This window comes from Dyella thailandensis (assembly GCF_050749815.1).
GTDB lineage: Bacteria > Pseudomonadota > Gammaproteobacteria > Xanthomonadales > Rhodanobacteraceae > Dyella_A.
On sequence record NZ_CP192735.1, the window covers coordinates 2,939,027 to 2,961,312 of the forward strand.

Below are 22,286 nucleotides of genomic sequence, written 5' to 3' on the forward strand. Positions count from 1 at the left end.
TCAAGCCGCGCTGCGGCAACCGGACATCCCGCGATGACAGGACGCTTTCTCTTCCCGACGGATTTCGTCTGGGGTGCCGCCACTTCCGCCTACCAGATCGAAGGCTCGCCGCTGGCCGACGGCGCTGGCCCGAGCATCTGGCAGCGCTACGCGCACACGCCGGGAATGATGGCCAACGGCGACCACGGCGACGTGGCCTGCGATCACTACCGGCGCTATCGCTCCGACGTGCAGCTGATGAAGGCGCTGGGCCTCAAGAGCTACCGCTTCAGCATCAACTGGGCGCGCGTGCTGCCCGAAGGCACCGGACGCATCAATCCGGCGGGGCTGGACTTCTACTCGCAGCTGGTCGACACACTGCTCGAGCACGGCATCGTGCCCAACGCCACGCTGTTCCACTGGGACCTGCCCGCGGCGCTGGACGATCGCGGCGGCTGGCTCAATCGCGACAGCGCGCACTGGTTCGCTGAGTACGCCGAGGTCGTCTTCAAGGCGCTGGACGACCGCGTGCCGATGTGGGCCACGCTCAACGAGCCGTGGGTGGTGACCGACGGCGGCTACCTGCACGGCACGCTCGCCCCCGGCCATCGCAATTTGTACGAGGCGCCGATCGCCGCGCACAACCTGATGCGCGCCAGCGGCGCGGCGATCCAGGCGTACCGCGGCGTGGGTCGGCACCGGGTCGGCGTGGTGTTCAACATCGAGCCGAAGTACCCGGCCAGCGAGCGCGCCGAGGATGTCGCAGCCACGGCCCGCGCCCACGCCTACATGAACCAGCAGTTCGCCGATCCGGCGCTGCTGGGCTCCTATCCGCCGCAGCTCAAGGAATGCTTCGGCGATGCCTGGCCCGACTTCCCCGCCAGTGACTTCGGCCTGACCCGGCAGAAGGTCGACTTCGTCGGTATCAACTACTACACGCGCGCCGTGGTGCGCGACGATCCGGCACAGTCACCGCTGCGCGCCTCGCCCGTGCACCAGCCGAACCGCACCCACACCGAGACCGGCTGGGAAGTGTACGAGCAGGGGCTGATCGACACGCTCGCCGCATTCGCGCAGCGCTACGGCAATACCCCGCTCTACATCACCGAAAACGGTGCCGCCTTCTACGACCCACCGGTGGTCGAGGGCGACACGCTGGACGATCCGCTGCGGGTGGACTACCTGCGGCGCCACCTGCGCGCGCTGCATACCGCGATGGCCGATGGCGCCAACGTGAAGGGCTATTACGCCTGGTCGCTGCTGGACAATCTGGAATGGTCGCTGGGCTTCGCCAAGCGCTTCGGCCTGGTCCACGTGGATTTCGCCACGCAGAAGCGCACCCCCAAGGCGAGCGCAAGGTTCTACGCGCAGGTGATCGCCAGCGGCGGTGCGGCGCTCGGCTGACCACTGGACGCGCGCCCGGGTGCAGGGCACCCTTATCTATTCGCTTGTGCTGAAGGTTTTCGCATGTCGGCTGACGCTCACGCTTCCGTTCCCACCCTGCTGGTCGACCTTGGCGGCACCAACGTGCGCTTCGGCGTGGCCGATCCGTCGCGCGCCGATCCGCTGCTGAAAGACAGCATCCGCCGCTACCGGGTGGCCGAGCACGAGTCGCTGGTGGCGACCGCGAAGCAGTACCTGGCCGATACCGGCCTCAAGGTGAAGCGCGCCATCGTCGCCGCCGCCGGACGCATCGAGGACGGCGAGACGGTCAAGGTCACCAACAACCCGTGGGCGATTTCCGCGCACCAGACCGCCGCGGCGCTGGATCTGGACGCCGTGCATCTGGTCAACGACTTCGCCGCACAGAGCATGGCGGTGACCCTGCTCAAGGGCGACGACCTGGTGCGCGTGGGCGAGCTGCCGCTGCCGGTGATCGGCGAGGACGAGGAGCAGACCTTCGCCATCGTCGGCCCCGGCACCGGGCTGGGCGTGGGCGGCCTGCTGGTGCGCCAGGGCCATTGCAGCGTGCTGCAGACCGAAGGCGGCCATGCCGGCTTCGCCGCCCATTCGCCCGAGGACATCGCCATCCTCGACTACCTCAACCACAAGTACGGCCGCGTCTCCAACGAGCGGCTGATCTGCGGCCAGGGCCTGGTCAATCTCTACGATGCGATCTGCCACATGGTCGGCGCCACCGCGCAGCCGCTCAAGCCCGAGGACATCACCGCCCGCGCGAAGGACGGCAGTTGCCCGCTGTGCACGCGTACGGTGGAAACCTTCGCCGGCATCTTCGGCAGCGTGGCCGGTGATCTGGTGCTCACGCTGGGCGCATGGAACGGCGTCTACCTCACCGGCGGACTGATCCCGATCCTGCTGCCGTGGCTGGAGCGCGGGCGCTTCCGCGAGCGCTTCGAGGCCAAGGGCCGCTTCCGCGACATCATGCAGAAGGTGCCCACCCAGGCGATCATGAATCCCGAACCCGGCCTGCTCGGCGCCGCCGCGCTGGCCGTGATGGAATCGGGCCGCCCCCTGCTCGGACGCTGAGCTTCCTCGCCGCGCGCAGGCGCGGCCGTCACGCGGCCGGTGGCACCGTTCCCGGCGTCACCGGAGAACCCGCATGCCCCGCAGCGATACCGCCTTCCTGTTCGATCTCGACGGCACCCTCGTCGACAGCGTCTACCAGCACGTGCTGGCGTGGAAGGAGGCGCTGGATGCCGAAGGCGTGGAGCTGTCGGTGTGGCGCATCCACCGCAAGATCGGCATGAGCGGCGGGCTGTTCGCCAACATGCTGCTACGCGAGACCGCGCTGGACATCACCGAAGACCGGCTGGAGCGGCTGCGTCGCCGGCACGCCGAAGCGTTCAATCGCCAGCACACGCAGGGCTCGGTGAAACCGCTGCCCGGCGCTCGCGAACTGCTGGCCTTCCTCACCGACCAGCAGATTCCGTGGGCGATCGCCACCAGCGGCCGCATGGAAACCGCCGCGCACAACCTGGAAGCGCTGGGCGTCGATCCGTCGAAAGTGCCAGTAGTGACGCGCGACCAGGTGCGCCACGCCAAGCCCGATCCGGATCTGTTCCTCACCGCGGCGGCGCGGCTGGGTTTCGACATCCGTCATGCGCTGGTGGTCGGTGACAGCGTGTGGGACATGCTCGCCGCCCAGCGCGCCCGCGCTATCGGCATCGGCCTGCTCGCCGGCGGCTACGGTCGCGAGGAGCTGCAGCAGGCCGGCGCGCTGCGCGTGTACGACGACCCGGCCGACCTGCTCGCCCACGTGGACGAAGTGGCCGCGCGCGACTGAACCGCCAACAGGATTTTTGCGCGCCACTGACACCGACTGAACGCGGCCGAGCTAGCCTGAAGCGCTCCGCCCAGCGCTCCGTCCGGACATTCGCATGCGCCACCTGCTGACCCACACGATGTTTGCCGCCACGCTGGCCTGCGCCCTCGCCGCCTGCTCGCCGTCCGAGCCGCCGCCCTCGCGCGACGCTCCCACGCCGCGCGCGCAAGCCCAGGCGCCGGCGAACCCCGCGCTGGGCTCGCCGGAGTGGTACGCCTGGGTCGATCGCACGCTGGGCATCACCGACGACGGTCACGGCCCCGACCGCGGCTCGGCGGAATGGAATGCGGCCGTGCAGCACCAGCTCGGGCAGGAGGCACCGCAAGCCGCGCCCGGCTCGCCCGAATGGCAGCAGGCGGTTGACGCCCTGTTGCGCACGCGCGCTACCGGGCCCTGAGAAGCCGGCGCTTCAGCCCGGCGCGAGCAGCGCGTCGAGATCGCCCTGATCAAAGCTGAGTTTTTCGCGCGTGCCGCCGCCTTCGAGCACGGCGTCAGCGAGCTCGGCCTTGCGCAGCTTGAGCTCCTCGATGCGCTCTTCCACCGTGTTGGAGGTGATCAGGCGGAACACGAACACCGGCTTGTCCTGGCCGATGCGGTGCGCGCGGTCCGAGGCCTGCGCCTCGGCGGCGGGATTCCACCACGGGTCGTAGTGGATCACCGTGTCGGCGGCGGTGAGGTTGAGGCCCACGCCGCCGGCCTTCAGCGAGAGCAGGAACAGCGGCACGTCGCCTTCCTGGAACTGCTTCACCGGCTCGGCGCGATCGCGCGTCTCGCCGGTGAGCGTGACGTAGGGAATACGCCGGCGATCGAGCTCGTTGGCGATCAGCTTGAGCATCTCGGTGAACTGCGAGAACAGCAGCACCTTGCGGCCTTCGGCCAGTAGCGCAGGCAGCATGTCCATCAGCAGCTCGAACTTGGCCGAATCGCGCACTCCGCGCGCCGCTTCCAGCTTCACCAGTCGCGGATCGCAGCAGACCTGGCGCAACTTGAGCAGCGCATCGAGCACCACGATGCCCGAGTGCGCGATGCCGCGCTGGGCGATCACCTGGCGCAGTTCGTCGGCCAGCGACAGGCGCAGGCTCTCGTACAGCTCGCGCTGGCGGCCGTCGAGCACCACGCGGCGGGTGATCTCGGTCTTCGGCGGCAGTTCGGACGCCACCTGGCTCTTGGTCCGGCGCAGGATGAACGGGGCGAGGCGGCGGTTGAGGCGGGCCTGGCACTCCTCGTCGCGCTGCTTTTCGATCGGGCCGCGGTAGTGGCGACGGAACGCGCCCTCGTCACCGAGCAGGCCCGGCACGGCGAGGTCGACCTGCGACCACAGCTCGCCCAGATGGTTTTCCAGCGGCGTGCCGGTGAGGCAGATGCAACGTGGCGCACGCAGGCTGAGCACGGCGCGGCGCGCCTGGGTGCGTGGGTTCTTTACCTGCTGCGCCTCATCCAGCGCGATCAGCGCGAACGGCTGCTTGCGCAGCGTCACCACGTCGCGCGGCAGCAGCGCGTAGCTGGTGAGCACGATGTCCTGCGCGCCGAGCTGGGAAAAGTCGCCGCCGCGCTGTGGTCCGTGCAAGGCCAGCACTTTCAGTGAGGGTGCGAAGCGCGCGCACTCGGCCTGCCAGTTCGGGATCAGGCTGGTCGGCACCACGATCAGCGCCGGCTGCGCCAGCGCACCGCGCTCCTTCAGCGCGAGCAGGTGGGTGATCAGCTGCAGCGTCTTACCCAAGCCCATGTCGTCGGCGAGCACACCACCCACGCCGGCTTCGGCCAGCGCGTTCAACCAGCGCAGGCCTTCGCGCTGGTACGGCCGCAGTTCCACCGTAAGGCCTTCGGGCACCGCGTCGCTCGCGCGGTCGGCGGCGTCGCGCAGGCGCGCGGTGAAGCCGCGCAGCTGCTCGGGCGCCTGCAGCTCGCCGCCGGCCGGCAGCGCGTCGACCAGCTCTTCCAGCCGACCGGCCTGCACGCGCGGCAGATGCAGCCGCTTCTTCGGCTTTTCCAGGTACTCAGCCAGCGGCGCGAGCAGGCCGCGCAGCTCCTTCAGCTTCACCGGCACGCGGCGGCGGTCGTCCACCGGCGCGTACCACACGGCGTCTTCGGGTTCGTTCGGCACCGGGCTGAGGTTGAGCTGATGCTCGGCCAGCGCCTGCGCCACGGCAGGCAGCAGGTTGTGCCGCTTGCCCTCCACCTCGATGCCGATCTCCAGGTCGAAGGCGTGGTCGTCGGCGTCCTCGGTGGCGTTGCCGTACCAACGCACCGGGCCTTCCAGCACCTCGAACGGAAAGCTCGGCGCGTACTCCACCACGTAGCCTTCGGTTTCCAGCTTGGCGCGCAGCGCCAGCCAGCGCGCCGGCGTGTTCACCTCCAGCGCGCCGGCGTAGCCCTTGCCGGGGAACAGCCAGGCGTCCTCGGGCAGCGTGTCGGCCAGGTCCCACGGCAGGCCTTCGGTATCCACGCCGGGCGTGAGGCCGGCGCGTTCGAGCTGCTCCATCGCCGCCAGTTCATCGGCGCGGCGGCGCACGATTTCCACCAGCTGGCCGTTGCGCACGCGGCGCACCAGCGGCTCGCCGCCGCGGCCGGGCAGGCGCTCGCCGGCGTAATCGAAGGCCAGCCTCGCGTAGGCCAGCGGCGGCGTGCCGGCAGCCAGTCGGGCGTGACGGGTGAGCGCGTGCAGAGTCAGCACGGGCCGGGGGGCCAGATCCTCGCGGCGCAGGTCGTCGAACACCTGCGGCAGCGGCACACGATGGGCCAGCCGGCTGTGCGGCAGCGCGGCGCGCAGGCGATGGCTGTCGTCGTGCTTGAGCGCCGGCAGGTCGAGCCAGGCGGTTTCCTCGGCGGGCGCTTCCAGATGCCCCAGCTCGGCGCGCTCGGCGTCCAGGTACCACAGGCCGTCGACGCGCAGCAGGCGCTGGCCCGTGGGCAGCGCCGGGAGCAGCCGCTGGCTGCCATCGCCTTCGAGCTGCCAGTGCCAGTTGAGCTGGTGCGATTTGCCGCGCGACAGGCGCAGCCCGCCCAGCCCGCCGAGGAAGCACGGCGCGGTGTCGAGGATTTCCGCCAGCAGGGCGTCGCCGACGTGACCGCTCAGTCGCGCGTAGCTGCGGCTCTTGCGCAGCGTCTGCGGCAGGCCGAGCACGGTGGCGGCCAGGCGCTGTTCGTGCGGCTCGAGCTGGGCGTGCACCAGATGCTTGCTGTCCAGCGGGGCGGGCCGCGCGAAGCGGCCATGTTCGGCCACGGCCAGCACCGCCGGCGCCACGTCGAGCCGGCCGGCACTGCTGCCGTCTTCGTGCACCACGTCGAGAAAGAAGCCCAGCACGCCGCGCTCCGTCGGCGCGGCCGGCAGCGGCGGCTCCAGCACGCGGCGCCACACCGGCGGCAGCGCGGGCTCGGCCACGGTGCGCGCGACGGGGGGATCGCCTGGCTTTCGGTCGTCCGGTTGCTGCATGGGCATGCGTCCGCTGGGCGATCAAAACCCTGAGCTTAGCAAGCCCGGCCGCGCATGCACACGGCGGCGGCGCCCCGCTTCATGAACTGCCGACGGCGCCGCTCAGGTACCGGGGAACAGGCCCTGCGGATACTCCGGCTTCTGCTCGCGCGCCATCAGCGCACGCAGGCCCTCGACTGGCGTGACTTCGCCATGCAGCACGGCACGCACGCCGTTGGCGATGGGCAGATCCAGGCCGTGCTTGGCGGCCAGCCGGGCCACTTCGTCGGCGGTGAGCACGCTTTCCACTACCTGGCCGATCTGGCGCACCGCCTCGTCCAGCGCGATGCCCTTGCCCAGCGCCAGGCCGAGCCGGCGGTTGCGCGAGAGATCCCCGGTGCAGGTGAGCACCAGGTCACCCAGGCCGGACAGGCCCATCAGCGTCTCGGGCTTGGCGCCGAGCGCCAGGCCCAGCCGCAGCATCTCGTTCATGCCGCGGGTGATCAGGCCGGCACGGGCATTGAGACCCAGCTGCATGCCGTCGGCGACGCCGGTGGCGACTGCCAGCACGTTCTTCATCGCGCCGCCGAGCTCGGCGCCCAGCACGTCGCTGCCGGTGTAGGCGCGGAAGTTCGGCGCGTGCAGCATGCCGGCGACTTCGCGGGCAAACGGCTCGTCATCGGAATGCACGGTGACCGCGCTGGGCAGGCCGGCGGCCACTTCCTTGGCGAACGACGGGCCGGTGACCACCGCGGCCGGGCGACCCGGCAGTTTCTCGGCGACCAGCTCGTGCAGGAAGCGACCGGTGCCAGGCTCGAAGCCCTTGCTGGCCCAGGCGATCGCCGCGTCGGCATCGAGCAGCGGGGCGATCTCGTCCAGCATCGACGCGAACGCGTGGCTGGGCACCACGATCAGCACGACCTTGGCGCCACGCAGCGCTGTGGCGAGGTCACTCTCGTAGTGGAGCTCGGCGGGCAGTTCGAGATCGGGCAGGTAGCGCTGGTTGCGATGGCTCTGCGCCATCGCCGCCAACGCCTGCGCGTCGCGCCCCCACAGTCGGGTAGGGACGCCGTTGCGCGCGGCGAGCGCCGCCAGTGCCGTGCCCCAGGAACCGGCGCCGAGGACCGCCAGGGTCGGTCGGGTGCTCATCGGTGGATCAGCTGTTGAGCGTCGGCGCGGCCTCGCCACCGCCCATCGCGCTGCGACGCAGCTGTTCGGCGTACAGCGCGTCGAAATTGATCGGCTGCAGCAGGAACGGCGGGAAGCCGCCCTCGAGCACCAGCGAGGAGATCACCTGGCGCGCATACGGGAACAGCAGGTTCGGGCAGTAGCTGCCGACGATGCCGGCGTGGTCTTCCGGGCTGAAGCCGGCAATGCCGAACAGGCCCGCCTGGTGCACTTCGGCCAGGTAGGCGGTGCGCTCGCCCACGGTGCAGGTCAGGGTGAGGCTGAGCACCACTTCGTACAGGTCGTCGCCCAGGTCGGTGGCGCGCTGCCCCAGGTTCAGCTGCACCTGCGGCTGGTCACCCGTTTCGCTGATTTCCTGGAACATCTGCGGGGCATTGGGCGCCTCGAAGGAGACGTCCTTCACATAGATCTTCTGCAGCGCGAGCTGCGGCTGGTTCGCCTGGCCGTTGGCCTGGCCGTTGGTGGTGACGTCTGCCATGAGGTGTCCTCGTTGAATGAAGCGCCGGCCCCAGGCGGGCGCTCGGCACAAAGCGCAAAGAGCGCGATTGTTCCATACATGCCCGCACAGCGTCACTCGGCGCTGGGGCGCCCGCTGGTCAAGGATTGCGCAACCGACGGAATTTCCGCGATAATGCGCGGCTCGATCCATGCCGCCCCACCACTCGGGCCGTCCGCGACGCGATGCGGACCTCACGGCAGTGCTCGAAAGCTGCACCCTCCAGCATCGCGTGGCGCCAAGGCGTCGCTGGGCCGAAGTCGCCCTGGCCAACGGGCGTTACACCACAAATACGGAGGTCATCATGGCCCGTGTATGCCAAGTCACCGGAAAGGGTGTGCGGACCGGCAACAACGTCTCGCACGCAAACAACAAGACCCGTCGCCGCTGGTTGCCCAACCTGCATGAGCGTCGCTTCTGGGTCCCCAGCGAGAACCGCTGGGTCAAGCTGCGTGTTTCCAACCACGCCCTGCGCACCATCGACAAGAATGGCATCGAGGCCGTGATTGCCGAGCTGCGTGCCCGCGGCGAGAAGATCTGAGGAGCTAGACCATGGCGAACAAGACCCAGGACAAGATCCGTCTGATCTCGTCGGCCGGTACCGGCCACTTCTACACCACGCAGAAGAACAAGAAGAACACCCCGGAAAAGTTCGAGTTCAAGAAGTACGATCCGGTCGTGCGCAAGCACGTGATCTACAAGGAAGGCAAGATCAAGTAATCGATCGCCGCCTTCAGACGAAACCCGCCCACCGTGGCGGGTTTTTTTTGGCATCTGCTTGGCGCGCGCCGGCCCCGGCGACCGCGTCAGCGCCGTTGGCTAGACCAGGAAGAGCGGTGCATGAGTCGGCCGCGACAGTCATACCCTCGCTCAAGCACGCCCGGCTATCGCCTTCTGGACCCCGAGCGGCGGCACCAGCCGCACCCCCAATGTGGTCACGCCGCCATCGGGCGTATCACCCGGTCCGCCGCTACGGAGGGAGACACTCATCGAAGCCCCCCCGGCCCAACAGCACCACCCTGAACGCCATGCCGCCTCCCTTCCGTGTCGATGCGCCGAACCGCTGCGCTCAGGCTATTGTCAGCCCTGTGAGGTGCTCCCCATAACGACCAGGAGAACTGCCATGAGCATGCGGATTGCCCTGTTCGGCGTACTTGCCGCTGCCGGCCTGTCGCCCTGCCCGACGGCGCGTGCCGCGGAGCTCCCGGCGCAGACCGTAACGGTGACCTACGACCATCCGGAACGTTTTACCGAGACCCGGGAGGAAAAGGCGCTGGCGCCAAGCCGTGCCAGCAACGATTACCTGGCCACCCTCAAGACCTATATCGAAAAGCGCGGCGCCAAGATGCTGCCCGCCGGGCAGCACCTGGACGTGGTGATCACCGACGTCGACCGCGCCGGTTCGTTCGAACCATGGCGCGGGCCCAGGCTGAGCGAGGTGCGGATCATCAAGGACATCTACCCGCCGCGCATCAATCTCAGCTTCAAGCTGCTCGATGCGCAGGGCAAGGTGATCCGCGAGGGCACGCGTACGCTGCGAGACCTCGGCTTCCTCACCAGCGACACGGCGGCCGCGAGGGACGACAGCCTGCGCTACGAAAAACGAATGATCGACCGCTGGCTGCGTAACGGGCCCGACAAGCTCTGATCCGCTGCGCGAATGCCAAACAAAAAGCCCGCCGTTGAGGCGGGCTTTTTTAGGTGAATCGATCGGCCAGCCGATCAGCTGGCGATCGCGTAGCCCTTCAGCTTGGCCGCGAACTCCTGCAGGGCGCGGATACCGCTCTGTTCGGCCTCGTGGATCCACTGCTGCAGGCCCTTGAGCGCCTGGTCGGCACCGCGCTGCTCCATCAGGGCGGCCAGGCGGGTGCGGAAGTCGACCACGGTGCGCAGGGTCGGGCGCTTGGCCAGCACAGCCTGCAGCTTGTCGTGACTTTCGCCATCCAGCCACCGGCCACCGTCGGCCAGGGCACGGCGCACGCGTCGCGGCATCGCCTTGATGCTCTCCCCGGCATGCTGTGCCTCGTCGCGCAGGGTCGGCACGATCACACCGCGGTAGTAGTCGGTCATCGCCTGGAAGCGGTGGGTGAGCACGGCCTTCAGCGTTTCGGCGTCCGGCAGGTTCACGTTGGGACGCACGTCCAGGGTGGGCGCCACGCGCAGCACCTTGGCCAGGCCCACCGCGCGCAGGCCGCAGATTACCGCCCAGCCGATGTCGAACTCCCACTTGCGCAGCGCGAACTTGGCCGAGCTGGGGAACGCGTGATGGTTGTTGTGCAGCTCTTCGCCACCGATCCAGAAACCCCACGGAATCAGGTTGCGCGCCGTGTCGGCGCTCTCGAAGTTGCGGTAGCCCGCCCAGTGGCCGATGCCGTTGACGAAGCCGGCGGCCCAGAACGGGATCCAGATCATCTGCACCGCCCACATCGCCACGCCGATCACGCCGAACAGCGCGAAGCTGATCAGCAGCATCAGGGTCGGACCCCAATACGGGTGGCCGCCGTAGAGCTTGCGCTCGATCCAGTCGTCCGGGGTGCCGCGGCCGTACTGCTCCATGTCCTGCTTGTTGTCGCAGGCGTCGCGGTACAGCGACACGCCGTCCCAGAACACCTTCTTGATGCCGTAGATCATCGGGCTGTGCGGATCTTCCGCCGTCTCGACCTTGGCGTGATGCTTGCGGTGAATGGCCACCCACTCCTTGGTCACCATGCCCGTGGTCAGCCAGCCCCAGAAGCGGAAGAAGTGCTGGATGATCGGATGCAGGTCCACACCGCGATGCGTCTGGCAGCGGTGGTAGTAGATCGTCACCGTGAAGATGGTGAGCTGAGTGACGACCAGCATGTAGACCAGCATGCCAACCCAGGACATGTGGGTCAGACCCGTGGTCAGGAAGTTGAGTACGGAGTCCAGCATCGCGGATACATCTCTAAGTAGTTGAAAGGCAGTCTAGTGCAGGGTCTCCGTACCCACCAGCATGGCTCGGGCGTTCACGCCGATAGCGTGACGCATTCGAAACAACGTGCCGGTTGTCTGAAAGTGGGGGCGCCGTGACAATCATGCAATGAACAAAGCGCAACCCCTGCTCCGGATCGACCGGCTATCCCGCCAACGCGCCGGCCGCAGAGCCGTGCAGGATCTGTGCCTCGACGTGGATCGTGGCGAGGTGCTCGGCCTGCTGGGCGTCAACGGTGCCGGCAAATCGACGACGTTGAGCATGATTGCGGGCGCCTTGCGCCCCGATGGCGGCACGATCCACCTGAACGGCGAGGACTTCCTTGAGCACCCGGCACTGGGTCGGCAGCTGATCGGCTGGCTGCCGGAGCGTGCCCCGCTGTGGCAGGAATTGACGGTGAGCGAGCACCTGCAGGCGCACGGACGGCTGCATGGGCTGAACGGCGCCGCGTTGCGTCAGGCAGCCGACGCGATGCTGGCGCGGCTCGAACTCGGTCCGCTCGCGCGCCGCCCCGCCGGCGTGCTGTCACAGGGCCAGCGTCAACGCCTCGGCCTGGCCTGCGCGCTGCTGCACCGCCCGGCGCTGTTGATTCTCGACGAGCCGGCCAACGCGCTCGATCCGGTGCAGGTGGCGAGCCTGCGCCAGCTGATCCGCGAGGAAGCCGCGCGCGGCACGGCGGTGATCCTGTCCACCCACCTGCTGGCCGAGGTCACGGCCGTCTGCGGACGGGTGGCGATCCTGCACGAAGGGCAGCTGCGTCACGAGGGCGCGGTGGACGCCAACGACGTGCAGGCGCTGGAGCGGCGCTTCTTCGACATCGCGATGAACGGCCGGAGCCAGGCCGCATGAGCGCACTGGCGATGGTGCGGCTGGAATCGCGCCGATTGTTCGTCCGTCCACTGGCCTGGGTACTCGGCGCGCTGACGCTGGGCGAACTGGCGTGGCGTTTCGTGCTGCTGCTGGGCAACTTTCTCGCCGCGCAGGTGAAGCTCGCTGCGCTGCCGGCCGGCCCGGGCTACACCGACCTGGTCGCGGTGCCGCTGCTCAGCAGCCTGTTCACCGGCGGACTGGTGCCGTTCGGGCTCGCCGAGCTCGCGCTGCTGGTGGTGGCGCTGCTGACCATGTCCAGCATCGCCGGTGAACGCAGCAACGGCACGCTGCCGCTGCTGCTGGCCAGTGGGCTCTCACCCACGCGCATCGTGCTGGGCAAATACCTGGCGGTGCTGGGCTGGCTCGCGCTGTGGCTGGCGCTGGCGCTGGCCATGCCGCTCTCGCTGGCCCATGGCACCACGCTGGACTGGGGCAAGCTGGCCGCCGCCGCGCTGGGGCTGGCCCTGTTGCTCGCGCTGCTGGCGGCGATCGGGCTGGCCTGCTCCACCTTCGCCTCGCATCCGGCCATCGCCGCCACCGCCAGCCTGGTGATCACGCTCACGCTGTGCTGCGTGAACCTGGGCGCGCAGGCCGCCGGCGTGGACAACGGCGCGATCCACTGGCTGGCGCTGGGCACGCATCTCGAACCGCTGCTGCGCGGCCTGGTGGCCACCGACGACGTGCTGTGGTTCGTGCTGCTGGCGGCGCTGGCGCTGGCGCTGGCGATTCGCCGTCTTGGTTCGGATCGGGAGCGCGGCTGATGCGCATGAATCGCACCCTGCGCCGGCTCGACGGCTGGCTGTTCGCGCTGCTGGCGCTCATCGCCGTGGGCGCGGCGGGCTATCTCTCCACCCGCTACGGATATGTCGCCGACTGGACCCACGGCGGGCGCGCCAGCCTGTCGAAGGAGAGCCGCGCGGTGCTGGCCCGGCTGAGCGGTCCGGTCGAGATCGTCAGCTACGCCAACCCGCAGGGCAATCTGCGCCAGACCATCGCCAGCTTCGTGCAGCGCTACCAGCAGGTGAAGCCGGACATCTCGCTGCGCTTCGTCGACCCGCAGCTCGACCCCGGCGCGATGCGCGAACTGGGTATCACCATCGACGGCGAGCTGGTGATCCACTACCGCGGCCACGAGCAGCGGCTGGACGACCTCTCCTCCGAAGGCCCGATGACCAACGCGCTGGAGCGCCTCGCCCGCGGCGGCGAGCGCATCGTCGCCTTCGTCAGCGGCGACGGCGAGCGTCGCCCGGACGGCCAGGCCAATGCCGACCTGGGCACCTTCATGACCCAGCTGGAAGGCCGCGGCATGCGCGCGGTGCCGCTGAACTTTGCGCAGGTGAGCGCGGTGCCGCAGCACACCGACCTGGTGGTGCTGGCCAGCCCCACCGCACCGCTGCCGCCGGGCGGCGTGCAGGCGCTGGTGAACTACGTGCGCGACGGCGGCAACCTGCTGTGGCTCACCGAACCGCGCGCGGCCGGCGCACCGCTCGTCGACGATCTGGGCCTGCAGCCGCTGGCCGACGCGCTCGGCATCAGCGTACTGCCCGGCGTGCTCAGCGACGCCTCCGGCGCGGCGCTGGGGTTGGCCAACCCGCACATGATCGCGCTGGGCGACTACCCGGCCCAGGCGATCACCCGCGGCTTCACGCTCACCACGCTGTTCCCCGAGGTCGCGGCACTCGCACCCGTCGCGGGTAGTAGCGACTGGTCGAGCACGCCGTTTTTGCGGAGCGGCCCGCAGGGTCGCATCGACACCGGCAGCGAGGCCGACACCACCCTGCCGGGCCGGCCGCTGGAGTTCGGCTTTGCGCTGACCCGCCTCTCACCCAGCCCCGACAAGGGGCAGCAGCGCGCTGCGGTGATCGGCGACGGCGACTTCCTCTCCAACACCTATCTGGGCAACGGCGGCAACCGCGCGCTGGGCGAGCGTATCTTCGACTGGCTGCTCGGCGACGACGCACTGGTGAACCTGCCGCCGCGCGGCGCGCCGGACCGCTTCCTGCAGTTGTCGCAGGGCCAGTTGAACGCGGTGAGCCTCGGCTTCCTCGCAATCCTGCCGCTGCTGCTGCTGGCAATCGGCGGGTGGATCGTGTGGCGACGCAGGCGCCGCTGAGCATGCGCCGTGCCACACGTCATCGCCTGATCCTGCTGTTCGCCGCCGCCGCGCTGGTGGCACTGGCCGCGTGGCAATGGCAACGTGAAGCGGCCGAGGCGCCGGGTGCGCTGACCGGTCTCGATCCCGCCGCCGTGAGCCGGGTGGCGCTCACCTTGCAGGGCGGCGCCGCGGAGCACTACGCCAAACGCGACGGTCACTGGTGGCGCACCGACGGCACGCCGATGCGCGCCGACGATGGCCGGCTGGACGAACTCACCGAGATCGCCGCCGCTCCCGTGGCGAGCTGGCGTCCGCTGGGCGACTTCGACCCGACTCGCGTCGGCTTGGCCAAGCCGATGGCCACGCTGGTGCTGGACGACCAGACGCTGCGCTTCGGCGACACCTCGGCCACGGGCCCGTTGCGCTACGTGCAGGTCGGCAACCGCGTGGCGCTGGTCTCGGTACGCTATACGCCCCGCCCCGCGCGGCGCGATGCCATCCAGGCGGATTAGTCGGCGCTTGCCTGCCCGGCGGTGCGCCCCATATCGACGGAATTCCTTCTCCGGAGCCCCACCATGAGCAAGCAGTCCATCGGCGTCGTCGGCATGGCCGTGATGGGTCGCAACCTGGCGCTGAACATCGCCAGTCGCGGCCACGCGGTATCGGTCTACAACCGCAGCCGCGAGAAGACTGACGAGGTCGTCGCCGAATATCCGGACGCTGGCCTGGTGCCCACCTATTCGCCGCAGGAGTTCGTCGACTCGCTGGAAAGCCCGCGCCGCATCCTGCTGATGGTCAAGGCCGGCAAGCCCACCGACGACACCATCGCCACGCTGAAGCCGCTGCTGGCCGAGGGCGACATCCTCATCGACGGCGGCAACACGTTGTTCACCGATACGATGCGCCGCGCCAAGGAATTGTCCGAAGCGGGACTGCACTTCATCGGCACCGGCGTCTCCGGCGGCGAGGAAGGCGCGCTGAAGGGTCCGTCGATCATGCCGGGCGGCCCGCGCGACGCCTACGATCTGGTCGCGCCGATCCTGAAAGAGATCGCCGCCCGCGCGCCGGACGGCACGCCCTGCGTGGCGTACATGGGCCCCAGCGGCGCCGGCCACTACGTGAAGATGGTGCACAACGGCATCGAGTACGGCGACATGCAGTTGATCGCCGAGAGCTATGCCCTGCTCAAGGGCGTGCTCGGCCTGTCCAACGCCGAGCTGGCGAAGGTCTATGCGGACTGGAACGCCGGCGAGCTGGACAGCTACCTGATCCAGATCACCGCGCAGATCTTCGGCAAGCAGGACGAGACCACCGGCCAGGCGCTGGTCGACGTGATCCTCGACCGTGCCGCGCAGAAAGGCACCGGCAAGTGGACCAGCCAGAGCGCGCTCGACCTCGGCGTGCCGCTGCCGCTGATCACCGAATCGGTGTTCGCCCGCGTGCTGTCCTCGCTGAAGAGCGAGCGCGTGGCGGCGAGCAAGCAATTGGCCGGACCGGAGAAGCAGGCGTTCGCCGGCGACCGCGCCGCCTTCACCGAGTCGGTGCGCCGCGCGCTGTACCTGGCCAAGCTGATCTCCTACGCGCAGGGCTTCGCCCAGCTGCGCGCCGCGTCCTCCGAATACGACTGGAACCTCGACTACGGCACCATCGCCAGCATCTGGCGCGGCGGCTGCATCATTCGCGCGCGCTTCCTCGAGGACATCACCCGCGCCTTCGCCGCCGACGCATCGCTGGCCAACCTGCTGCTGGCGCCGACCTTCGCCAAGGTCGCCACCGACTACCAGGCCGCGCTGCGCGAGGTCGTGACCACCGCGGTGCAGGCCGGCGTGCCGGTGCCGGGCCTGGCCTCGGCCATCGCCTACTTCGACGGCTACCGCAGCGAGCGCCTGCCGGCCAATCTGATCCAGGCGCAGCGCGACCTGTTCGGGGCGCACACGTTCGAGCGCATCGACCGCGACGGCAGCTCCCACGCGGACTGGAATTGACCCCGTAGGAGCGCACCCTGTGCGCGAATGCTTCCGGCGTTGATGTAGATCGAGAGCAAAAACGTTCGCGCACAGGGTGCGCTCCTACCCGTCAGCACTCACACCTCGCCCCATGCCTGAACTCCCCGAAGTCGAAACCACCCGCCGCGGCATCGCCCCGCACCTGGTCGGCCGACGCATCGGCGCGGTGACGCTGCGCCGGCCGGACCTGCGCTGGCCGATTCCGCGCGAGGTGGCCGAGCTGCTGCCGGGTCAGGTGATCGAGTCCGTGGAGCGGCGCGCAAAGTACCTGCTGCTGCGCACCGAGATCGGCAGCGCCCTGCTGCACCTGGGCATGAGCGGCGTGCTGCGCGTGCTCCCGCCAGACACGCCGGTGAACACGCACGACCACGTCGACATCGCCATCGACGCGGCGCCGAACAAGCCGGCCCGCGTGCTGCGCTTCACCGACCCGCGCCGCTTCGGCTGCCTGCTGTGGCAATGGCCGGGCGAGACCCACAACCTGCTCGCCACGCTGGGACCGGAGCCGCTCACCGACGACTTCGACGGCGACCTCCTGTGGCAGCTCTCGCGCGGCCGCAGCGCCGCGGTGAAGCTGTTCATCATGGACAACGCGGTAGTGGTCGGCGTGGGCAACATCTACGCCAGCGAAGCGCTGTTCGCCGCCGGCATCGACCCACGCAAACCGGCCGGCAGCATCTCGCGCGCCCGCTATGCGCGGCTCGCCGGGGAGATCAAGCGCATCCTCGCCTGGGCGATCGAACGCGGCGGCACCACGCTGCGCGACTTCCTCAACCCGGACGGTGCGCCGGGCTACTTCTTCCGCGAACTGTTCGTCTACGGCCGCGCCGGCGAGCCGTGCAAATCCTGCGGCGCCACGATCCGCCAGGCCACGCTGGGGCAACGCTCCACCTTCTGGTGCCCGCGCTGCCAAAAATGACGCTGCCTTTGTAGGAGCCCGCTCGCGGGCGATGCTCTTGCTTCGATGTGGATCAGGAACAGAAGCATCGCCCGCGAGCGGGCTCCTACGGGGCGGAGGTCGCCATCATCACACCGGCCAGCGGAACTCCACGAAGGTGTTGTGGAAATCTGGGTGCTCCAGGCTGCCGCCGAGGCGGCCGGTGAGGTCGTCGGGCAGGCCGGGGATCTCCACCTGCTGTCCGTCCCGAAAGTGCCCGCCGAGGGCTTCGAGTTCCACCAGTCGCTCGCACAGGCTGCCGGCGAGGTTTACCTGGTCGTCCGGCACGCCGCGCAGGCTGAAGTCGGGGCGACCGAACTTGCGCATGCCGCGGGTGTGGATCCAGTTGCGGCCAGGCTCGGACTCGCCGTCGCGCAGGATCAGCAGATGACTGCGGATCGGCGCCCCCTCGCGCACCAGATAGCGGCGGCGCCAGCCGTCGGCATCGAGCAGGGTGAGGATCTGCGGATCGAGAATCGCCACGCCGCCGATGTCCAGCAGCCCGGCCAGCACGCCCATTACGTCGCGCAGGTAGCCGGTGTCGGCGGTGTCCTTGATCGTGCCGCGTACCACCAGCACCTGCGGCGCATCCACCGCGCGCTGGTAAGCCTTGGGCGACTCGTCCTTGAACAGCTTGCCCAGCGAGCCCTTCAGCGGGTAGCCCTCCCAGCTGCGCAGCGCGTGATGGTAGTGATTGGTCGAAGTGATGCCCGCCGGCAGGCCGGGGCTGCCGTAGGGCTGGGACGGCACGCGCACGGCCTCGAACTCGCCGAACACGTAGAACTGCAGGACGATCTCCTCGTCGTTCGGCTGCCAGTACGGGCGCTCCCAGGCGGTCAGGGGAATCGGCGAAGTCATCGGAAGTCCTTGGCGGAAAATGCGCGAGTTTGAAAGGAAGGATGTGGCTGCTGCGCGAACGGCTATTCGCCCAGCGGCAGCACGCTCTGCTGCAGTTCGATGCTGCCGCGCCCCTCGGTGATGTGCTTGAACTCGGCGCGGCTGACCGAGACATAGCGGTCGTTGCCGCCGATCTCCACCTGCGGCCCTTCGGTCACCGCGCGCCCGCTTGCGTCCACGCGCACCACCATGGTGGCCTTGCGCCCGGTATGGCAGATCGTCTTGATCTCTTCGAGGTTGTCAGCCCAGGCCAGCAGATAGCGACTGCCCTCGAACAGCTCACCGCGAAAATCGGTACGCAGACCGTAGGCGAGCACCGGGATGTTGAGCCGATCGACCACGTCGCTGATCTGCCACACCTGCGCCTTGGACAGGAACTGTGCCTCGTCGACGAACACGCAGTGCAGCGCACCGCGCGTCTCGATGTCGCGCTCCACCATCGTCAGCAGATTTTCCTCGCCGCTGAAACGACGCGCGTTGGCCTTCAGCCCGATGCGCGAGGCCACCACGCCTTCACCGAAGCGGTTGTCCAGCGCCGGCGTGAGGATCAGCGTGCGCATGCCGCGCTCGTGGTAGTTGTACGCGCTCTGCAGCAGCGTGGTGGTCTTGCCGGCATTCATTGCCGAGTAATAGAAGTAGAGCTTGGCCATGGTCATGCGGTCGGGTCGTTGCCGCGCATGGTAACGCGGCTAGGCCGTCGCCCGCGGGGCGTCGAGCTCAAGGGCCGCTCAGGCCCGATCCGCCGGACTGCCCGCCTCGGCGAACTGCAGCTTCGCCTGCGCTCGCCGATAGCGCCGCTCGGACCACCAGCGACGCGCGTCGCGCAGGGCGCAAATCGCATAGACCAGCTTGAACACCTTTAGGCGCCATAGAACCCGCGGCGTATCGAACAGGTCGCCGGCCAGCATCGAGATCACCCCCTGCTCCAGCTGCCAGGTATTGCGTGGGGCGCGGAACATCTGGCGCATCACCGGCCCGTTGAAGCGCTCGATGAAGAAGGAAAACCGCGCCATGCCCTTGCGCTGGCGTCGCTCCAGTTGGCGCAGCAGGGCTCGTTCGCGGGACGGCTCACGCAGCGCCTGGTCGACCATTTCCGCCGCCTGCTCGGCGCCACTCATCGCCAGATACACGCCGGAGGAAAACACCGGGTCGAGAAAAGCGAACGCATCGCCCACCATCACCCAGCCAGGCCCGCCCATCTGCGTAGAGTCGTAGGAATAGTTGCCGGTGACGCGCACTTCCTGGTCGATCAGCTCGGCGTGCTCCAGGCGCTGCCACAGCGCTGGGTTCAGCTTCAGCGTTTCCAGCAGGAAAGCCAGCGGCGAGCCCTTGCGCTGCTTGAGATAGGCCGGCCGGCAGACCGCGCCCACGCTCATCACGCCGTCAGGCAGCGGGATCATCCACATCCAGCCGTGCGCGAAGGTGTAGATGCTGATGTTGCCGGCGTCTGCTCCGGCGCGGCAGGTGGCGCCGCGGAAGTGGCCGAAGATCGCCGCGCTCTGGTGCTTGGCATTCTTGCGCCGCAGCCGGCGCCGGGTCGCCAGCAGCGCGTCGCGTCCGCTGGCATCGATCACGTAGCGGGCCAGCAGCTGGTACCGGCGGCCATCGTCAACCTTCACTTCGAGGCGGCTCTCACGCGGCCCCGACTGCTCCACCCCAACGACCTCGTGCCCCTCGCGGGTCTGCGCGCCGCAGCGTGCGGTGTGCTCGAACAGCATCTTGTCGAAGTCCTGCCGCCACACCTGGTAGGCGTGCGGCGGGCTGTCGCCGATGGCGCGGTCGAAGGCGTAGGTGTTGTAGCCGCTCTCGTTGTCCGCCTCGAAATCCGCACCGGGCTTGAACACGCCCAGCGCCTGTACTTGGTCCAGCACCCCGAGGCGTTCGAACAACGGCAGGTTCATCGGTAGCAGCGACTCGCCGATGTGGAAGCGTGGATGATGCGCCTTCTCCAGCGCCACGACGCGATAGCCGCGCCGTGCCAGCAGCGCGGCAGCCGTGCTGCCGCCCGGGCCGCCGCCGATTACCGCCACGTCGTATGGCCCGTCCAGCATCGTGTCCATTGCTTCCATCCCTGGATCCCCTGGTGAGAGCGGCCGCTGCCGCGAGCACCCGATTATCGCGCAGCGAGCCCGGCACGCCAGGGGGCTCTGCTACCATCGGCCGTCGCCTCACGCCGCCTCTCGATCCATGCTCAACCCGCAACAATTGGCTGCTGTCGAATACTGCGACGGCCCGCTGCTCGTGCTCGCTGGCGCCGGCTCGGGAAAGACCTCGGTGATCACCCAGAAGATCGCCCACCTGATCCAGCGGCGGAAGCTGGCCGCCTCCAAGATCGCCGCGATCACCTTCACCAACAAGGCCGCGCGCGAGATGCGCGAGCGTGTCGGCAAGCTGGTCAGCAGTGAGGATGCCGCCGCGCTGACCGTGTGCACCTTCCACGCACTGGGCCTGAAGTTTCTGCAGATCGAGCACGAGCGCGCGGGCTTGCGTCGCGGCTTCTCGGTGCTCGATGCGGACGACAGCGAGGGCATCGTCAAGGAGCTGGCACCGAAGGGCGCCAAGCCGGATGTGCTGTGGGGCATCCGCAACCTGCTCAGCCGCGCCAAGAATGCGGGCCTTTCGCCGGAAGAGGCGTTGGCCGCCGCGCGCACACCGCGCGAGCTGGAAGCGGCGACCATCTACGACCTCTACCAGCAGCGGCTGGCCGCGTTCAACGCGGTGGATTTCGACGACCTGATCCGCCTGCCGCTGCGCATCCTGGAATCGGACGCCGCATGCCGCGACGGCTGGCGCGAGCGCCTGCGCTACCTGCTGGTGGACGAATACCAGGACACCAACGACGCGCAGTACCGCCTGCTCAAGGCGCTGACCGGACCGAAGGGCCACATCACCTGCGTGGGCGACGACGACCAATCGATCTACGCCTGGCGCGGTGCCAATCCGGAGAACCTCGACCAACTCGGCCGCGACTGGCCGAATCTCAAGGTGATCAAGCTCGAGCAGAACTACCGCTGCGGCAAGCGCATCCTGCGTGCGGCGAACAAGCTCATCGCCAACAACCCACACGTGCACGAGAAAAAGCTCTGGAGCGAGCACCCCGAAGGCATGCCAATCCGCGTGCTCGAGTGCAAGGACGCCGAGCACGAGGCCGAGAAGATCGCCGCGATCGCCACCACGCTGGCCGAGAAGCACAAGGCGCGCTGGGAGGACATGGCCATCCTCTACCGCGGCAACTTCCAGGCGCGTCCGCTGGAAAAGGCGCTGCGCCTCGCGCGCGTGCCCTATCACCTCACCGGCGCCCTGAGCTTCCTCGACCGCGCCGAAGTGAAGGACCTGCTCTGCTACCTGCGGCTGCTGGCCAACCCCAGCGACGACGCCGCTTTCCTGCGCGTGGTGAACGTGCCGAAACGCGAGATCGGTTCGACCACGCTGGAAAAGCTCGGCCAGATGGCGCAGTCGAAGCACTGCTCGCTGCTCGAAGCCACCCGCAGCGACGCCGTGCTGCGCCAGCTCACGCCGCGCCCGGCCGCCGCACTGGCGTCGTTCTCCACCCTGCTCGACGAACTGCGCAGCGCCTCGCTGCACGAGAGCGCGGCGGATCTGGTCGAGCGCATCCTCAGCCGCACCAGCTATGCCACCCACATTACCGCCAGCACGCCGGACGCCACCGTGCGCGATCGGAAGCTCGGCAATCTGAAGGAACTCACCGACTGGTTCCGCGCCATGCAGAAGGGCAACAACAGCGCCGGCGATCTCGCCTCGCAGCTGGCGCTGCTCAGCCACGCCGACCGCGACGACCCGGGCAACGCCGTGCGCATGATGACCATGCATGCCGCCAAGGGCCTGGAGTTTCGCTTCGTCTTCATCGTCGGCTGCGAAGAGGGCACGCTGCCGCACGAGGGCGCCATCGACGAGGGCCGCATCGACGAGGAGCGCCGCCTGATGTACGTCGGCATCACCCGCGCCAAGGAAGTGCTCACGCTTTCCTGGTCGGCCCGCACCAAGCGCTACGGCGAGATCCACAACAACCAGCCCAGCCGCTTCCTGCACGAGCTGCCGCAGGACGACCTGCACTGGCAAGGCAAGGACCCGGAAGCCGACAAGGAAGCCGTCCGCGAGACCGCCGAATCGCACATGGCTAAGATCGCCGCGATGCTCGCCGGCTGAGCC

Annotated in this window: 21 protein-coding genes; 14 read left to right on the plus strand and 7 right to left on the minus strand. The window is 68.8% G+C overall.

The features are described from left to right. Positions 1-33 precede the first annotated feature (33 nt). From ACQVBX_RS13520 to ACQVBX_RS13535, 4 genes are all read left to right on the plus strand, one after another. On the plus strand, positions 34-1,383 hold the full coding sequence (locus ACQVBX_RS13520) for a GH1 family beta-glucosidase (RefSeq protein WP_431634718.1): 1,350 nt from the start codon (positions 34-36) through the stop codon (positions 1,381-1,383). Between the two features lie 63 nt (positions 1,384-1,446). Continuing rightward, on the plus strand, positions 1,447-2,466 hold the full coding sequence (gene glk / locus ACQVBX_RS13525) for a glucokinase (RefSeq protein ID WP_431634720.1): 1,020 nt from the start codon (positions 1,447-1,449) through the stop codon (positions 2,464-2,466). Positions 2,467-2,539: 73 nt separating this feature from the next. After that, positions 2,540-3,223, plus strand: coding sequence for an HAD family hydrolase (locus ACQVBX_RS13530; protein ID WP_431634722.1), 684 nt, complete (start codon positions 2,540-2,542; stop codon positions 3,221-3,223). A gap of 94 nt (positions 3,224-3,317) precedes the next feature. Then, complete coding sequence (locus ACQVBX_RS13535; protein ID WP_431634724.1) at positions 3,318-3,659, plus strand: hypothetical protein; 342 nt, start codon at positions 3,318-3,320, stop codon at positions 3,657-3,659. A gap of 12 nt (positions 3,660-3,671) precedes the next feature. Here the strand turns inward: ACQVBX_RS13535 and ACQVBX_RS13540 are convergent, their stop codons facing one another. From ACQVBX_RS13540 to secB, 3 genes are all read right to left on the minus strand, one after another. Continuing rightward, on the minus strand, positions 3,672-6,695 hold the full coding sequence (locus ACQVBX_RS13540; protein ID WP_431634726.1) for a DEAD/DEAH box helicase: 3,024 nt from the start codon (positions 6,693-6,695) through the stop codon (positions 3,672-3,674). Between the two features lie 102 nt (positions 6,696-6,797). Further along, complete coding sequence (locus tag ACQVBX_RS13545; protein ID WP_431634728.1) at positions 6,798-7,823, minus strand: NAD(P)H-dependent glycerol-3-phosphate dehydrogenase; 1,026 nt, start codon at positions 7,821-7,823, stop codon at positions 6,798-6,800. 7 nt (positions 7,824-7,830) lie between these two features. Beyond that, positions 7,831-8,340, minus strand: coding sequence for a protein-export chaperone SecB (gene secB, locus ACQVBX_RS13550; protein WP_431634730.1), 510 nt, complete (start codon positions 8,338-8,340; stop codon positions 7,831-7,833). A 322-nt stretch (positions 8,341-8,662) separates the two neighbouring features. Between secB and rpmB the strand changes: the two genes are divergently transcribed. The 3 genes from rpmB to ACQVBX_RS13565 all read left to right on the plus strand — a co-directional run bounded on the left by rpmB (position 8,663) and on the right by ACQVBX_RS13565 (position 10,006). Beyond that, positions 8,663-8,899, plus strand: a complete 237-nt coding sequence (gene rpmB / locus ACQVBX_RS13555) for a 50S ribosomal protein L28 (protein WP_431634732.1) — start codon at positions 8,663-8,665, stop codon at positions 8,897-8,899. An 11-nt stretch (positions 8,900-8,910) separates the two neighbouring features. Next, a complete protein-coding gene (rpmG, locus tag ACQVBX_RS13560) occupies positions 8,911-9,078 on the plus strand; it encodes a 50S ribosomal protein L33 (RefSeq protein WP_017463578.1) in 168 nt (55 codons plus the stop codon). 403 nt (positions 9,079-9,481) lie between these two features. Further along, positions 9,482-10,006 carry a DUF3016 domain-containing protein gene (locus ACQVBX_RS13565; protein ID WP_431634735.1) on the plus strand — a complete coding sequence of 175 codons (525 nt, stop codon included), beginning with the start codon at positions 9,482-9,484 and terminating at the stop codon, positions 10,004-10,006. Between the two features lie 74 nt (positions 10,007-10,080). Here ACQVBX_RS13565 and ACQVBX_RS13570 read toward each other — a convergent pair whose 3' ends face one another. Beyond that, a complete protein-coding gene (locus tag ACQVBX_RS13570) occupies positions 10,081-11,271 on the minus strand; it encodes a DesA family fatty acid desaturase (protein ID WP_431634737.1) in 1,191 nt (396 codons plus the stop codon). Between the two features lie 148 nt (positions 11,272-11,419). Here ACQVBX_RS13570 and ACQVBX_RS13575 point away from each other — a divergent pair, with 148 nt between their 5' ends. The 6 genes from ACQVBX_RS13575 (at position 11,420) to mutM (ending at position 17,201) form a co-directional block, all read left to right on the plus strand. After that, on the plus strand, positions 11,420-12,160 hold the full coding sequence (locus tag ACQVBX_RS13575) for an ABC transporter ATP-binding protein (RefSeq protein WP_431634739.1): 741 nt from the start codon (positions 11,420-11,422) through the stop codon (positions 12,158-12,160). After that, complete coding sequence (locus ACQVBX_RS13580; RefSeq protein ID WP_431634740.1) at positions 12,157-12,942, plus strand: ABC transporter permease; 786 nt, start codon at positions 12,157-12,159, stop codon at positions 12,940-12,942. Before ACQVBX_RS13575 ends, ACQVBX_RS13580 begins: the two co-directional genes overlap by 4 nt. A gap of 5 nt (positions 12,943-12,947) precedes the next feature. Further along, complete coding sequence (locus ACQVBX_RS13585) at positions 12,948-14,294, plus strand: GldG family protein (RefSeq protein WP_431638187.1); 1,347 nt, start codon at positions 12,948-12,950, stop codon at positions 14,292-14,294. Between the two features lie 2 nt (positions 14,295-14,296). Further along, positions 14,297-14,788 carry a hypothetical protein gene (locus ACQVBX_RS13590; RefSeq protein WP_431634743.1) on the plus strand — a complete coding sequence of 164 codons (492 nt, stop codon included), beginning with the start codon at positions 14,297-14,299 and terminating at the stop codon, positions 14,786-14,788. Between the two features lie 63 nt (positions 14,789-14,851). Continuing rightward, positions 14,852-16,261 carry an NADP-dependent phosphogluconate dehydrogenase gene (gndA, locus tag ACQVBX_RS13595; RefSeq protein WP_431634744.1) on the plus strand — a complete coding sequence of 470 codons (1,410 nt, stop codon included), beginning with the start codon at positions 14,852-14,854 and terminating at the stop codon, positions 16,259-16,261. A gap of 112 nt (positions 16,262-16,373) precedes the next feature. Beyond that, positions 16,374-17,201: a bifunctional DNA-formamidopyrimidine glycosylase/DNA-(apurinic or apyrimidinic site) lyase gene (mutM, locus tag ACQVBX_RS13600; protein ID WP_431634746.1), complete on the plus strand. Its 828-nt coding sequence runs from the start codon at positions 16,374-16,376 to the stop codon at positions 17,199-17,201. A 108-nt stretch (positions 17,202-17,309) separates the two neighbouring features. Here the strand turns inward: mutM and ACQVBX_RS13605 are convergent, their stop codons facing one another. The 3 genes from ACQVBX_RS13605 to ACQVBX_RS13615 form a co-directional block, all read right to left on the minus strand. After that, a complete protein-coding gene (locus ACQVBX_RS13605) occupies positions 17,310-18,077 on the minus strand; it encodes a hypothetical protein (RefSeq protein ID WP_431634747.1) in 768 nt (255 codons plus the stop codon). A 62-nt stretch (positions 18,078-18,139) separates the two neighbouring features. Further along, complete coding sequence (locus ACQVBX_RS13610; RefSeq protein WP_431638188.1) at positions 18,140-18,766, minus strand: thymidine kinase; 627 nt, start codon at positions 18,764-18,766, stop codon at positions 18,140-18,142. A 78-nt stretch (positions 18,767-18,844) separates the two neighbouring features. Beyond that, a complete protein-coding gene (locus tag ACQVBX_RS13615; RefSeq protein WP_431634748.1) occupies positions 18,845-20,185 on the minus strand; it encodes an NAD(P)/FAD-dependent oxidoreductase in 1,341 nt (446 codons plus the stop codon). Between the two features lie 118 nt (positions 20,186-20,303). On the opposite strand from ACQVBX_RS13615, the gene ACQVBX_RS13620 reads away from it, so the two are divergent. Then, complete coding sequence (locus ACQVBX_RS13620) at positions 20,304-22,283, plus strand: UvrD-helicase domain-containing protein (protein WP_431634750.1); 1,980 nt, start codon at positions 20,304-20,306, stop codon at positions 22,281-22,283. Positions 22,284-22,286 lie beyond the last annotated feature (3 nt).

Excerpts from the sequence above, each read along its gene's own strand:
- ACQVBX_RS13520 (WP_431634718.1), top strand. The coding sequence starts at position 34 with ATGACAGGACGCTTTCTCTTCCCGACGGATTTCGTCTGGGGTGCCGCC.
- glk (WP_431634720.1), top strand. The coding sequence starts at position 1,447 with ATGTCGGCTGACGCTCACGCTTCCGTTCCCACCCTGCTGGTCGACCTT.
- ACQVBX_RS13530 (WP_431634722.1), top strand. The coding sequence starts at position 2,540 with ATGCCCCGCAGCGATACCGCCTTCCTGTTCGATCTCGACGGCACCCTC.
- ACQVBX_RS13535 (WP_431634724.1), top strand. The coding sequence starts at position 3,318 with ATGCGCCACCTGCTGACCCACACGATGTTTGCCGCCACGCTGGCCTGC.
- ACQVBX_RS13540 (WP_431634726.1), bottom strand. The coding sequence starts at position 6,695 with ATGCAGCAACCGGACGACCGAAAGCCAGGCGATCCCCCCGTCGCGCGC.
- ACQVBX_RS13545 (WP_431634728.1), bottom strand. The coding sequence starts at position 7,823 with ATGAGCACCCGACCGACCCTGGCGGTCCTCGGCGCCGGTTCCTGGGGC.
- secB (WP_431634730.1), bottom strand. The coding sequence starts at position 8,340 with ATGGCAGACGTCACCACCAACGGCCAGGCCAACGGCCAGGCGAACCAG.
- rpmB (WP_431634732.1), top strand. The coding sequence starts at position 8,663 with ATGGCCCGTGTATGCCAAGTCACCGGAAAGGGTGTGCGGACCGGCAAC.
- rpmG (WP_017463578.1), top strand. The coding sequence starts at position 8,911 with ATGGCGAACAAGACCCAGGACAAGATCCGTCTGATCTCGTCGGCCGGT.
- ACQVBX_RS13565 (WP_431634735.1), top strand. The coding sequence starts at position 9,482 with ATGAGCATGCGGATTGCCCTGTTCGGCGTACTTGCCGCTGCCGGCCTG.
- ACQVBX_RS13570 (WP_431634737.1), bottom strand. The coding sequence starts at position 11,271 with ATGCTGGACTCCGTACTCAACTTCCTGACCACGGGTCTGACCCACATG.
- ACQVBX_RS13575 (WP_431634739.1), top strand. The coding sequence starts at position 11,420 with ATGAACAAAGCGCAACCCCTGCTCCGGATCGACCGGCTATCCCGCCAA.
- ACQVBX_RS13580 (WP_431634740.1), top strand. The coding sequence starts at position 12,157 with ATGAGCGCACTGGCGATGGTGCGGCTGGAATCGCGCCGATTGTTCGTC.
- ACQVBX_RS13585 (WP_431638187.1), top strand. The coding sequence starts at position 12,948 with ATGAATCGCACCCTGCGCCGGCTCGACGGCTGGCTGTTCGCGCTGCTG.
- ACQVBX_RS13590 (WP_431634743.1), top strand. The coding sequence starts at position 14,297 with ATGCGCCGTGCCACACGTCATCGCCTGATCCTGCTGTTCGCCGCCGCC.
- gndA (WP_431634744.1), top strand. The coding sequence starts at position 14,852 with ATGAGCAAGCAGTCCATCGGCGTCGTCGGCATGGCCGTGATGGGTCGC.
- mutM (WP_431634746.1), top strand. The coding sequence starts at position 16,374 with ATGCCTGAACTCCCCGAAGTCGAAACCACCCGCCGCGGCATCGCCCCG.
- ACQVBX_RS13605 (WP_431634747.1), bottom strand. The coding sequence starts at position 18,077 with ATGACTTCGCCGATTCCCCTGACCGCCTGGGAGCGCCCGTACTGGCAG.
- ACQVBX_RS13610 (WP_431638188.1), bottom strand. The coding sequence starts at position 18,766 with ATGGCCAAGCTCTACTTCTATTACTCGGCAATGAATGCCGGCAAGACC.
- ACQVBX_RS13615 (WP_431634748.1), bottom strand. The coding sequence starts at position 20,185 with ATGGAAGCAATGGACACGATGCTGGACGGGCCATACGACGTGGCGGTA.
- ACQVBX_RS13620 (WP_431634750.1), top strand. The coding sequence starts at position 20,304 with ATGCTCAACCCGCAACAATTGGCTGCTGTCGAATACTGCGACGGCCCG.